This is a genomic window from Paenibacillus melissococcoides, assembly GCA_944800085.1.
Lineage (GTDB): Bacteria > Bacillota > Bacilli > Paenibacillales > Paenibacillaceae > Paenibacillus_B > Paenibacillus_B melissococcoides.
In genome coordinates this window covers 201,984-214,565 of record CALYLO010000002.1, presented here as the reverse complement: position 1 = coordinate 214,565, position 12,582 = coordinate 201,984, and the positions used below count along the sequence as shown (strand labels likewise).

Below are 12,582 nucleotides of genomic sequence, written 5' to 3'. Positions count from 1 at the left end.
CAAAAAAACCTGACTTCACCCGGGTATGCGGAAGCATACCGCTCGTAGTCAGGAATTTACGGCTCCTGGTAGAGACCCCCGGACCTTATCTCCGGGAATATACGAACAGGAATCATAGTTAGCATTGTGATCAACTTCATTGCCGTTCCCCCAAGGGAGCGACATGGATATTGTAACGAATTTTGCCGAACATGTCAACGAACAAATATTTTATTGTTCGTTATTTTTTCGTAAATAGAGAAGATATCAGAAATGATCAGAAAGAAAAACAAGGCTAAATCCGAACATTAACAGAAAATGCATACTCTTTTCCCATCGGTTTCAGCCCGAAGTCCCCCTACTCCCGTACACGAAAAAATACGCTATGATGGAGAATGCGTGTCCTGGCCCGAATCTGATAAGCTTGCCATTGGATATGACGATTGAAGTAGATTCAATGAAAAGGCGTGAAATAATGAAACCTCACTCCCCCGCCCGATCGGGCGGACTCGTTCTCGACCATCTCTATGTCGCCCAAGGCAATTCGACGCTGCTGGATATGCTCCATGTCACGGTGAATCCGGGCCAATGCCTCGCTGTGCAATGCAATCATGTCACAGGCCAGCTCATCCTGGATGTGTTGGGGGCAGCGCCGCCATGTCCACCAGGACGGTGACTTGGAACGGCCTTCCCCTCCACTCCACGGAAGCGAAGGCCCGCATCAGCTGGATCCGCCAGGAGGACACTGCCCATGAACGGTTGACCGTGCGCGAGGCTGTCAGATTGTACATGAAATTATATAATGCATTCGATAAATCAAGACTGCAATCCGTATTGAAGCTGACGGATACTGTCCTGCGCTGGACGCCCGCCGGCTTCAAGGAGGTCATCCTCGACGAAGACGGCGCCAGCCAAGCCCCGGAAGGAGCGGCGGCCCTTCCTCAGGAAGCGGAAGATCGCTCCGCCGCCGAAGCCGCGCCAAACGCGGTCAAGAAGCAAGCGGACGGCTCCCTGGAATCCGAAGCGAACAGCTCTGACGGCAGAGCGCCTTCATCGGCGGCTTCCTTGGGCCAAGCGGCTCCGGCAAGACGGCTACGATTAAAATATTGACCGCCCAACTGCTGCCTACATCCCGGGACGGCGCGCGTATTCGGGCAGGATGTCGCCCGTATGACGGAAGCGCAGTGCTACCATCATTTATCCCGCATCGGCATCCTGACCGACAACAGCACTTTGTATGACCGGTCGGTGCAGGACAATCTGGAATTGTTCTGCAGGCTGTACCAGGTGCCCGCCAGCAGAGTGCCGGAAGCGCTGGAGCAGGTGAACCTGGCCGACGACCGGCAGACCGTCGTCCAAAATCTGTCCAAAGGAATGAAGCAGCGCGTCACCTTGGCACGGGCCTTGCTTCACCGGCCGGAGATTCTGTTCCTGGATGAGCCGGCATCGGCGCTCGATCCGGGGAACGCCCGCCGGATTCACGAATCGTTGAAAGAGCTGAATCGCGCGGGGACGACCATCTTCCTCTCCACGCACGACATGGAAGAAGCGGAGACGCTCTGCGATCGGATCGCGTTCCTGCACCAGGGGCGCATCGGCGCCATGGATACGCCGCAGCTGCTTCGCCGCCGCTATGGCGATGCGACGATTACGGTCACGACCACGGACCGGTCATACCAGGTGGCCTGCGACGAGGAGGGTGCGCGCCGCGTATCCGAGGCGATTACATCCGGGAAGCTGGTGTCCATTCATTCCAATGAACCGTCGTTGAGCGATATTTTTATAAAAGTTACTGGGGGGAGCCGTATTATGACTTACGCATGGAAACGAATCTCGGCGATTGTCGAGAAAGAATGGAAGGATTGCCTCCGCAGTCCCGTTCTGTTAAGCATGGCCGCTGCCGATCATCTTCGCCTTCCTCTTCCGCAGCCGAGAGGAAGTGGGGATCAGCGTGCTGGCGCTGCCCATCAATATGGCCTTGACGATTACGGGGTCCTCCGTGATCGCAATGATGGTCGCCGAGGAGAAAGAACAACATACATTGCGGGTGCTGATGCTCTCGCCGGCCAGACCGTTCGAGGTGCTGATTGGCAAAGGCGCCATCGCTGCCGTGATGACGGTGGCAGCCATTATTTTGACCCTGTTCATCGCGGATACGCCCGCCCTGTCCCGGTCTGCCGGCTTGCTTCCGCAGGCCGGCTTCGCGTTATCCGGCCAAGCGGCCGCTCCATTGCGATATCCCGCGCCTGACCGCTTCCGGCGGCGGGAAAGCCCGGATAGCGCTCCGATATGAGGAATAATTTGGATTGCGCCCCGTCGCAAAAACTTGTATCGTAGCATCATCCCGATGAACTCGGCGGGACATGGCCTTATCTTCAGAACGGTCATTGAACGGCCCATTCCCGTCCTTTCCATCCGGTGTCCGGTTTGAGAAGGACGCGTGGCCGTTATTACGATAAATCCGTCAGGAAAGGAGCTGCACATGAACAGCAAACCGCTAGCCGCCTCGCGCCCGGCTCCCGATCTGCTCAAGCAGTCAAGCCCGCAGCAGGATACGGTCTTCCGCATTCTGTTGGCCATCAGCTTCGTCCATCTGTTAATGACTCGATTCAAGCCGTCATTCCCGCGATTTTTCCGATATTGAAAGATACGATGCGGCTCTCGTACGGACAGATCGGCTGGATCGCCTTCGCGATCAACTTCACCGCTTCGATTATGCAGCCCGTTGTCGGCTATGCGGCCGATCGGCGGCCGACGCCGGCGCTGCTGCCCATCGGCATGACGTTCACGTTCTTCGGCGTGCTGCTCTTGGCGCTGGCGCCGAATTACGGGCTGGTGCTGCTGGCCGTCATCCTCGTCGGACTCGGCTCCGCCGCCTTCCATCCCGAAGGGATGCGCGTCGCCCATATGGCCGCCGGACTTCGCAAAGGCCTTGCCCAATCCATCTTCCAGGTCGGCGGGAACACCGGACAATCCCTTGCCCCGATGCTGACCAAGTGGGTCTTTATCCCCTTCGGTCAGATGGGAGCGCTCGGCTTCACCTTCATCGCGGGGGCCGGCATCGCCGTGCAGACGTATATCGCACGCTGGTACCGCGGCATGCTCGACGCCGGATACACTTTCGCGAAGCGCCATCAGCAGCGCAAGATGGACCCGGCAAGGCGCAAAAGCATCGCCTGGGCGACCCTGATTCTCGTCGTGATCGTTTTCGTCCGTTCCTGGTACGGGGCTGCCATCGGAAGCTATTACGCCTTTTATTCAATGGAAGATTATCAGCTAACGCTGGACCAAGCCCAATTGTATATCTTCCTATTCCTGGGGGCAGGCGCGGTAGGCACCTTCTTCGGCGGGCCGCTGGCGGATCGGTTCGGCCGCCGCAATCTCATCCTGGCCTCGATGCTCGGCACCGCGCCCCTGGCGCTGCTGCTGCCGTTCGTCAATCTGTTCTGGGCCGGGGTGCTGCTGGCCCTTACCGGCTTCATCCTGCTCTCCAGCTTCTCGGTGACCGTCATCTACGCGCAGCTGCTTCATCCGGGCAATATCGGCACGGTCTCCGGCCTTATCACCGGCTTCGCCTTCGGGATGGGCGGTGTCGGCGCCTTGGCGCTCGGATACTTCATCGACGGCTTCGGCATTACCCGGATTATGATCGTGTGCGGCTTCCTGCCGGTCCTGGGCGTTCTCGCTCTGCTGCTGCCGAAGGATCGCACGCTGAACGAATGGGCGCAAGATGCCGGCGCATAATGATTGACAGCACCGCAATTCGTCGCGGCCTCCGCCGCTTCGGATTGCGGTTCTTCACCGTTTGGACACATTTGTCCAAGCTTCCCCGCTTTCCACTTGCTCCCCGCGCTGACTAGATCTACAATATGATGAGCTTGCAATCGTTGCTTGCATTCGCCGAGCGCGGCAGCATCGCGCATCAGAACCGTGAACGAACCCGCAATCCCGGCATGTCCCGCAATTGGATGAGGAGCTTGTGGAATCCGCCCCGATTCGCCAGCAATCAAGACAATCACATGTTACCGTGGATACGGATCACATATCCATCGTTCTAGACAGCATAAGAAAATACTTGGAGGTGATGGAGGATGACGCGGAATGCGCATCAAGAGCCGGTTCAGGACACGCAAGACACCGAACCATGTCCTCCGGCGGCGCAGGAGCAGACCCCGGCGGCAGACGAATCGAATTCGGCCTGCGGCAGGGAAGAGTACGATCAACATACGATTCGATATTTGCAGCAGGCGATCCAGCGCATCAACCAGCTATACCAAAAGCAAGAGTATCAGGGAGCGCTGCGGGAAGCCATGCGGTTGCAATTGGAATATCCGGAGCATCCGACCATTATGTCGCTGGCTGCCGTCGTTCATAAGCCCGTCGATCCGGATAAAGCTCTCGATTGGGCGGGAGAAGCGCTGCGGCGGGACATTTATCAGCCGGACGCCTGGCGGGTGCGGATGGGCATCTATTATGACCGGGGAGAGTGGGTTGCGTTCGAGACGGCGGCGCGGCAGTTGATCGCGATGGCGCCCGACGACCCGACGCCGCATCTGCTGCTCGCGCAGCACCAGATGCGCAAGGGCGCGCTGGAGCAAGCCGTTCTCTCGCTGGAGCGGTGCATCGATATCGAGCCGGCCGGACTCGCTTACGCCACCTACAGCTATGTATTGGCGCAGCTGCAGCGGACGGCGGAGTCGAAGGAAGCCGAACGCCAGGCATTGGCGATGGAAGAGGAGCATGCCTACACGCTGATGCAGCTCGCATGGGCAGCCGACCAGCGCGGGGAGAAGGAGCACTCGCTCCGACTGATGGAGAAGGCCGTCCGCCTGGATCCGGACGATGCCCAGGTCCGGGAGGAGTATATGGACACGCTGCAGAAGGCCAACCTGGCCTTTCGCCTCGTCTGGCTGCCGGCCCAGTGGTTCCAGAAGCTGAATCCGTGGATATGGTTTGTCATTTGGGTCTTATTTGCTTTTCTTAAACCGGTGCTGCTCGTTGCCTTTATCCTGATTCATGTCTCGACACATTGGATTAGCCGGTGGTATGTCAATTGGAAAGTATACGGGCGGCCTTGGGCATGATACCTTGGGCCGCTTCGCATATGTATGATTGCAAGTCTCTTCTCCTTGCTCCGCTCAGCCGATCGCCGTCATGATGACCCCGACGGTAATCAGAAGCACGCCCAGGCTGGCGACAAGCGACAAGCGCTCCCCCAGGAACAGGAATGCCAACCCCACGGCCAACACGACGCTGAGCTTGTCGACCGGCGCCACCTTCGAGACCTCGCCTTTCTGAATCGCAATAAAGTAGAACAACCATGACAGCGCGCCTGCTACCCCGCTCAGCACGATATAGAGCAGCGCCTTCCGGTTGGCGAGAATCTCCCCGACCTGCGTCAGCTTGCCCTGAATGGCCAGCACGCCCAACAGGAACACGGCCATAATGACCGCCCGCACGGCGGTGGCGGTGTCCGGATCGACATTCTTCATGCCAAGCTTGCCGAAGAGCGAGACGAGCGCCGCCATCACGGCTGACAGCAAAGCGAACCATAACCAGCTTCCCATGCTTTTTCCTCCTTTTTCTAAACCTATCGGCACACTGTCCATTATACGGCAAAACGCGTCCGCCTTCCGCCGCCAAAAGCTTGCATTCCATCCCAGAGAATAGGAAAATGTTCATTAAAACATGGAACGCTTGTTTACAACGGAAGCGGAGAACGATATACTAGTCTTCGTTTTACGTTCCCATCCGATTCGGCGCCGAGCCGGCGTCGTTGCGATCATTATTTTTTCGTTGTGGACCAAAAGGAGACCTTCTTCATGAACCTGTTGAAAAAAAGGACGCTGCACTGGACGCCCGCCCGCGTGCTGGTGACGGGTTTTCTGTTTATTATTTCAATCGGAACCCTGCTGCTGAAGCTGCCTGTCTCGCTGGCGCCGGGTCATTCCATTTCCTTCGTGGATGCGTTATTTACGGCGACCTCCGCCGTCTGCGTAACCGGGCTGGTCGTCGTCGATGTCGGCACGACCTTTTCTGCCTTTGGACAAGGCGTGATTATTTCCCTCGTCCAGATTGGGGGCATCGGCTTCATGTCGGTGGCCCTGCTGTTCTATCTGATGCTGGGGAAAAAGATATCGCTCCGCGAACGCCTTATCCTGCAGGAGTCGATCAACGCCAACAGCATGGAAGGGATTGTGCGCACGATTCGGCGGGTCATCATCTTCGTCGTCATCATCCAATCGTCGGCCACCGTCGTGCTGACGCTGCATTGGGGACAGACGATGCCGCTCGGGCAATCATTCGCGTATAGTCTTTTCCATTCGATATCCTTGTTCAACAACGCGGGCTTCGACCTGTTCGGCGACAGCTTCCAGCAGTTCGCCGAGGATGGGGTGACCAATCTCGTCGCCTTCTTCCTGGTCATCGCCGGGGGTCTTGGCTTCATCGTGCTGGCGGAGCTGTATGATTATCCGAAGAAGCGGCGGCTCTCGCTGCACTCCAAGGTCGTCATGTCGATGACGGCGATTCTCGTCGCGGGCGGGGCGGTTCTGCTCTTCATCTTCGAATTCTCGAACAGCTATACGCTCGGATCGATGAGCTGGGAAGGCAAGCTGTATGCTTCCTTCTTCCAGTCGGTATCGACCCGCTCCTCCGGAACCGTAACGCTGGATGTGGCGGATATGCGCCAGGTGACGCAATTTTTCCTGATTATGCTCATGTTCGTCGGCGCTTCGCCCGGCTCCGCGGGCGGCGGGATTAAGACGACGACGTTCGCGATTCTGATGGCGGCCGTCTATGCGATGCTGAAGGGACGCGAGGATGCCGTGCTGTTCCGCCACCGCCTGCCGAAGGATCTGATCATCAAGGCGCTGACGGTGATTTTTCTGGCGTTGTTCATGGTGCTGTCGGTCTCGATGCTGCTCGCGTTCACCGAGGATGTGCCGTTCATCAGCATTCTGTTCGACACCGTCTCGGCCGTGGCGACGGTTGGCATGTCGATGGGGCTGACCCCCGAGCTCTCCCCCTTCGGGAAGCTCGTCATCGCCATGACGATGTTCATCGGCAGAATCGGGCCCATGACGCTCGCCTACGCGCTCGGCAATCGCCGGGAGCAATCGCTCTATCGCTATCCGGAAGGGAAAATCATGATCGGGTAACCATAACCCCCGCTGCCATGAGGGCGCAGCGGGGGTTATTTGTTTATCGGAATCAACGATCGATAGTAGCTAAGCCGCCGTATCCGTTGCCGCGTCCTTGGCCGAAGCAGCGCGCCCGCCCGGAATAATCAGGTTCAGCACGAGCGCGGCGATCGCGCCGGCGGTAATACCGGAAGATAAAATATAGACGGCGAAGTCAGGCAGACCGACCAGCGCGTCCTTCGGCAGCACCGTCACCGCCATCGTCAGCAGGACTGGCACCCCGATAATCATCATCGCGCGTTCATCAAGGTCAATCAGTTGAATGACCTTGAGGCCGTTCACGACAATCGCGACACAGACGACGCCGAAGATGCCGTTGATAACCGGCTCCGGAATGCAGGTAATCGCCGTAGACAGCTTCGGCACGAGGCCGAGCAGGAGCAGGATGAAGCCACCCGCCATAATCGCCATGCGGCTGCCTACTCCCGTCACCGCGATCAGGCCGGCGTTCGAGGAGTAGCCGGTCATCGGCGTGCCCCCGAACAGGGCGCCGGCGAAGCAGCCGAGTCCCTCGCCGGCGGCGGCGCGGTTCAAGCGCTCGCCCGTCAGCTCTTTGCCGGTAACTTGAGAGATGACGAACCAGGTTCCGGTCGTCTCGATCAGAATAATGAAATAGACAAAGACCATCGTCAAGATGGCGCTCAGGTCGAAGACCGGAGCTCCGAACGGGAACAAGCTCGGAATCGCCAGCAAGTCCGCCTCAGCGACCGGCGTAAAATCGACCGTTCCGAAGAAGGAAGCGGTAATCGTGCCGACCACGATCGCGACGATAACGGAGATCAGGCGCGACACGGTGCCCAGCCCCTTCGAACGGCGGCCGAGCAGCATGCAGAGAATAAGCGCGCCCGCGGAGACGGCGGCAATCAGCACATTCGTCCACAGATCGCCTTCCGCCCTATAAATATTGCTCATGCCGACCGGCATAAGCGAAATACCGACAATGAGAATAACCGTGCCGCCGACCAGCGGAGGGATGACACGGCGAACTGCCTTGGCGAACCATTTCAACGGCATGCCCAGCAGGGCGATAAGCAGCGCCCCGGGAATCAGGCTCCCGGTCATCGCGCCGAGCCCCAGCTTGCTGCCGATGGCCCCCATGGCCCCGATAGGCACATAAGACGGTCCCTGAACGACCGGCAGCCGGAGTCCGAAGCCGGTCTGAATCAAGGTCGCGATGCCCGTTCCCAAAAAGCACATTTGAATAAAAAAGGAAGTGTCCGACGCGCTCAAACTAAGCAGGCCGGCGATAACGATTGGAGCAATGTACAAATCCATCGCCAATACATGCTGCAAGCCCAAAATAAAAGCCTTCCCGACGCCGATCTTATCATCTACTCCAACGATAAGGTTGTTCGACTTGGTTGACGGTTCCATAAGTGTGCTGTTCCTCCCATTGCGGTTCGAATGTAGTCCTGGATGTGATATAGCTCACAACTCCAGATTATAAATTCAATCCTCCGATTTGTATAGATAATTTACGAATATTATTTCTGTTTACCAATATATTGTTCGTGTTTTGGATTGACTTCTTCGAATATATCTCCTAAAATAAGAAAAGGATAGATTGATTGTAGAACTTTCGAATCAAAACTCTCATTGATTCATAACACTTCCATAAAAAAGGGATATACCAAGATCATGATCATCCAGGATGAAGTATTGCGCAAGGAATGGATTGTCGCCTGCCGGGCGGATGAGGTAAAGGAGAAGCCGATCCAGGTCCACATCATGGGAGAGCGCGTCGTCGTGTTCCGCACGGAGGACGGCGTGCATGCGTTCAAGGATCTGTGCATCCATCGCGGAGCGGCGTTATCGCTTGGCTGCGTCAAGAACGGGCACCTCGTATGCCCGTATCATGCGTGGGAATTCGACCCTTCCGGCGCCTGCGCGCACATTCCGCAGCTGCCGGCGGAGCAGGCCATTCCGAAGAAAGCGCAAGCGACTGCATACGGATGTGAGGAGCGTTACGGCTTCATCTGGGTCAATCTCGGCGGGAAGGACGCGCCGTGGTTCCCGTTCCCGGAATATGAAGCGGAAGGATGGCGCCATGTCGTCTGGGGGCCGCAGACCGTCGAAGCGAAGCCGCCGCGGATCGTGGAGAACTTCCTCGATGTCGGCCATCTGGCCGTCGTGCATGAAGGCTATCTCGGGGTCGAGACGCATACCGAGATCGGAGATTATCGGGTGCATCGGGTGCCGGAGGGCATCCGTTCGGAGGAGATCGAGATTTTCCAGCCGGATCCGGATGGTAGCGGACAAGCGAAGCATGTGTACTATACGTATGAGATTGCGCGTCCGCTCACGGTCAAGTTCGTCAAGCGCGACAAGGAGAACGGGCAGCGCATGTCGATTCTGCTGACGGTTCGTCCGCAGGACTCGGCGACGTCCGTTGCTTACGGCATCATCTCGTTCAGCTATGCTCCAGGGCTGAGCGACAATGAGATTACCAGCTTCCAAGACATGATTTTCGCGCAGGACAAGCCGGTCGTCGAGAACCAGAAGCCGGAGGATCTGCCGCTTGACCTTCAGGTGGAGCTGTCGCTCAAATGCGACCGAGTCAGCATCGCTTACCGCCAATATTTGAAGGAGCTCGGGGTCGAGTGGGGAACCGCTTGAGCCGCTTACAAGTCTGAGGCGTGTACAGGTTGCCAGACTTTTTCGTATTTTGGGATCGAGGGCAAAACGCTGTGCATGCCTAGAACGGTCTCCACACAAAGAGCCCGCCCCTTCCCATGTTCGGGAAGAAGCGGACTCCGTATAGGCGTAACCTCGTGTATAGCGCTGCATGCCGGGTACATGAACTGCGGGGCCGCGCTTCCGCATCCAGCGGCTCCGTTCCGGCAGTTCCGTTACGTCAGCTCCGTCCGCCGCCATGTCTACGTGGAGCGGTTCTCTTCCGCGCCTGTATCCGCAGAACCTGTCAGCTTCCGGTATTGCATCAGCATGGCCACACGCCAAGGAAGCAGCATCCCGAACGCCAGGATGAAGAAGATGGACGCGCTCTGCGTGATCGAGACAACCTGCTCCACGACATCATGCAGAATGAGCCGCAAAATCAACAGCGCGACGATGACCACGATGAACATATTCGAACGCTTCAGGTACACTTGCCCGTCGTTCACCTCGAACCGCGATGTGCGGATAAGCGGGTACGAGAAGCATACCGCGCCGGCTACAAAAGCGGCAAGTCCCCATGTCCACGGGATCCGCATCGCCGGCACGACAAACATGAGAAATCCGGAGGCCATGCCGACAGGCGGCATAATAATCTTTTTGGCGGATGTCGGCTTGCGGGACGCGCGCAGGCGCAGCACAATGACCGCCGTCCCGGCCGCGAGCGATACAAGCAGTGACATCCATTGCGACGATATTAGGGCATGTGACATGGTCATTCACCTCGATAGACTAAAATAAGAACCGCAGGGCACCCGCGTCGCCCTCGGTCATCTATGACTTATTTTACATGAGTATGCCCTCGCTTACAAAAGATCCCCTCCCGCTTCCCCCGCAGCCGGACGCTTCCCGGTGTCCGCCAACTTGCGGACGTCCGGGAATAAACGGTTCTGCCCGCTTCTTCCCGCCGCCGTCCTCTGTGCCGGACTTGCCCCATACAGCGGCGACCTGGGGTGTCTCATAGGCACTGCAAAAATGATCAGGGTGACGGGTCAACAGGGAATGTGGAGGCGGAAAAAAACGGCGGCGGGGAAAGCGACAGAAGAGGGATGAGGCAGTGAAATCCTGCGTGAATGCAGCAATTTACGTTATTTAAGCGACTACTTGGATGAAATTCCTGTAAAAGCACATTATTTCCATCGGTTTTTACCTTTTATCTATTGAATTGCCTGAAATTGATGAAGTTTTGCAGGAATCCCTGTAACGGAGTACACGTCATAAAGGAAAACTGCATATTCACAGTTTTTCAGCCACTTCGCTGTGAGAAGCAAGGGCGGGGCTGTCTCGCTCCAGCTAAAAACGACTTATCGGACAGCCCCTTATGTAAGGCCACTTGAGTGAGTCTGCAGCCAAGCTGCTCAACTTAACGGTATATCTCCATCTTGCCTTTTATACTTTAGAAAATAAGGACATAATCCGCTTCGCGGCTTCGGTGTACCCACCGGCGCTGCGCAAGGAATCCCCTACCCGCTTGGCACGCTCTGTATAAGAAGATTCATTCAACACTTGCAGCAAAGCGGACTTCAACGCTTCAGGCGTGAGCTCGCTCTTATTTAAAGAAATACCGGCTCCCAACTCCTCTACCCGCTTCGCGACAATGGGTTGATCCGAGCTTAATGGAATCATGACCAGAGGCACGTTATAATATAACCCCTCGCTTGCGCTGTTCATGCCGGCATGCGTAATAAAGGCATCCGCATGCTGGAGCACTTCCAGTTGGGGAACATACGGCTCGATGATAAAATGATGCGGAATCCGATCACCCAGCGAATCGAGATCCGTATCTTTGCCGCAAGATAACACAAATTGTGCCGGGATATCTTCACACGCCTCAAAGAAAAGCTTGTACAGCTCCACATCCTTGGTCAAAATGCTTCCCATTGAGATGTAGACCACTTTATCATATCGCGATCGAAGCTGTTCAAACGGAAAGGAGGGCGCATCAGGACGCGGCGTAATGGAAGGTCCAGTAAAGATATAGCTATCGTCAAGCTTGTCCGCGTCCGGTTGGAAATCGCGGCTTGTAAATACAATTTTAAATTGCCCATACTGGCGGGTAATGTCTTCAATGGCGGGCACGGCTACGCTGCAGGCCTGAGCGACCCTCTGCGCCGTCTTCTCCACTCTGGCATAAAGAGCTTCCACATCTACATCATCGGCATCGAACACTTCTATAATACTGCTCAGAGGCTCGGCGAAAGCCAGGTTGGTAATCGAGCAGATCGTCGGGATGCCTAACTTTTCCCCTAAAATGGCCCCTCCCCACCCGAACAAGGAGTCAAAAATCAGGTAATCAAAGGATTCGCCCTCTGTCTGCCTTAAAATTTCAGGAATATGAGGTTCAATAATGCCTCGCACAATAAAATCGGTGAAGTGAAGCGGGTGTGTATATTCCGTTGGATTAAAACCAAGCTGTCTAAATACGGTTTCATCCATTTGATAGGGTCGGAATTGCGCCCCGGTCCGGGCAAGCCTGGACCGATATTGTTCCGAGCACATATAGACGACTTCTTCTCCGTTGTCGACCAGTTGCTTCACTAAACCTATCGTAGGATTAACGTGACCTTCTGCTGGAATTGTTGCGTATAATACACGTGCCACTTACTCCACCTCCAAAATTATACTGAAATAGGATATGACTCCATTTCCATTATAAAGGAGGCCGCTCACAGGGTCAAACAACACTTGAACCCCGCCATCCCTTGCGCAAGGGAACAACAACGGGGTT

The 12,582-nt window shown here is 56.3% G+C and carries 9 protein-coding genes, 2 pseudogenes and 1 riboswitch; of the genes and pseudogenes, 7 read left to right on the top strand and 4 right to left on the bottom strand.

The features are described from left to right. Positions 1-25 precede the first annotated feature (25 nt). Positions 26-125: riboswitch (purine riboswitch) on the bottom strand. 329 nt (positions 126-454) lie between these two features. The 5 genes and pseudogenes from OCY70_RS09160 (at position 455) to OCY70_RS09140 (ending at position 5,063) form a co-directional block, all read left to right on the top strand. Then, on the top strand, positions 455-655 hold the full coding sequence (locus tag OCY70_RS09160; protein ID WP_213426642.1) for a hypothetical protein: 201 nt from the start codon (positions 455-457) through the stop codon (positions 653-655). Further along, positions 637-1,089 (top strand): hypothetical protein, encoded by a 453-nt coding sequence (locus tag OCY70_RS09155; protein WP_213426643.1) that lies wholly within the window; start codon positions 637-639, stop codon positions 1,087-1,089. Before OCY70_RS09160 ends, OCY70_RS09155 begins: the two co-directional genes overlap by 19 nt. Then, a pseudogene (locus OCY70_RS09150) lies at positions 1,032-1,776 on the top strand (ATP-binding cassette domain-containing protein); the annotation flags it as partial. The gene OCY70_RS09155 and the pseudogene OCY70_RS09150, both read left to right, overlap by 58 nt. Before the next feature lie 685 nt (positions 1,777-2,461). Continuing rightward, a pseudogene (locus OCY70_RS09145) lies at positions 2,462-3,723 on the top strand (MFS transporter). 347 nt (positions 3,724-4,070) lie between these two features. Next, positions 4,071-5,063 (top strand): tetratricopeptide repeat protein, encoded by a 993-nt coding sequence (locus OCY70_RS09140; RefSeq protein ID WP_213426645.1) that lies wholly within the window; start codon positions 4,071-4,073, stop codon positions 5,061-5,063. A 54-nt stretch (positions 5,064-5,117) separates the two neighbouring features. Here OCY70_RS09140 and OCY70_RS09135 read toward each other — a convergent pair whose 3' ends face one another. Then, positions 5,118-5,546, bottom strand: coding sequence for an EamA family transporter (locus tag OCY70_RS09135; RefSeq protein ID WP_197254422.1), 429 nt, complete (start codon positions 5,544-5,546; stop codon positions 5,118-5,120). A gap of 255 nt (positions 5,547-5,801) precedes the next feature. On the opposite strand from OCY70_RS09135, the gene OCY70_RS09130 reads away from it, so the two are divergent. Next, a complete protein-coding gene (locus tag OCY70_RS09130) occupies positions 5,802-7,139 on the top strand; it encodes a TrkH family potassium uptake protein (RefSeq protein ID WP_213426646.1) in 1,338 nt (445 codons plus the stop codon). 69 nt (positions 7,140-7,208) lie between these two features. Here the strand turns inward: OCY70_RS09130 and OCY70_RS09125 are convergent, their stop codons facing one another. Then, positions 7,209-8,555, bottom strand: a complete 1,347-nt coding sequence (locus OCY70_RS09125; RefSeq protein ID WP_213426647.1) for a solute carrier family 23 protein — start codon at positions 8,553-8,555, stop codon at positions 7,209-7,211. Positions 8,556-8,819: 264 nt separating this feature from the next. On the opposite strand from OCY70_RS09125, the gene OCY70_RS09120 reads away from it, so the two are divergent. After that, complete coding sequence (locus OCY70_RS09120) at positions 8,820-9,797, top strand: aromatic ring-hydroxylating dioxygenase subunit alpha (protein ID WP_213426648.1); 978 nt, start codon at positions 8,820-8,822, stop codon at positions 9,795-9,797. Between the two features lie 260 nt (positions 9,798-10,057). On the opposite strand, the gene OCY70_RS09115 is transcribed toward OCY70_RS09120, so the two are convergent. Then, complete coding sequence (locus tag OCY70_RS09115; protein WP_213426649.1) at positions 10,058-10,567, bottom strand: CcdC family protein; 510 nt, start codon at positions 10,565-10,567, stop codon at positions 10,058-10,060. A 676-nt stretch (positions 10,568-11,243) separates the two neighbouring features. Continuing rightward, positions 11,244-12,455 (bottom strand): macrolide family glycosyltransferase, encoded by a 1,212-nt coding sequence (locus OCY70_RS09110; protein ID WP_213426650.1) that lies wholly within the window; start codon positions 12,453-12,455, stop codon positions 11,244-11,246. Positions 12,456-12,582: the final 127 nt, after the last annotated feature.

Bases quoted from the DNA above. Each gene is read 5' to 3' on its own strand.
- OCY70_RS09140 (WP_213426645.1), top strand. From the start codon at position 4,071: ATGACGCGGAATGCGCATCAAGAGCCGGTTCAGGACACGCAAGACACC.
- OCY70_RS09160 (WP_213426642.1), top strand. From the start codon at position 455: ATGAAACCTCACTCCCCCGCCCGATCGGGCGGACTCGTTCTCGACCAT.
- OCY70_RS09130 (WP_213426646.1), top strand. From the start codon at position 5,802: ATGAACCTGTTGAAAAAAAGGACGCTGCACTGGACGCCCGCCCGCGTG.
- OCY70_RS09155 (WP_213426643.1), top strand. From the start codon at position 637: ATGTCCACCAGGACGGTGACTTGGAACGGCCTTCCCCTCCACTCCACG.
- OCY70_RS09135 (WP_197254422.1), bottom strand. From the start codon at position 5,546: ATGGGAAGCTGGTTATGGTTCGCTTTGCTGTCAGCCGTGATGGCGGCG.
- OCY70_RS09115 (WP_213426649.1), bottom strand. From the start codon at position 10,567: ATGTCACATGCCCTAATATCGTCGCAATGGATGTCACTGCTTGTATCG.
- OCY70_RS09120 (WP_213426648.1), top strand. From the start codon at position 8,820: ATGATCATCCAGGATGAAGTATTGCGCAAGGAATGGATTGTCGCCTGC.
- OCY70_RS09125 (WP_213426647.1), bottom strand. From the start codon at position 8,555: ATGGAACCGTCAACCAAGTCGAACAACCTTATCGTTGGAGTAGATGAT.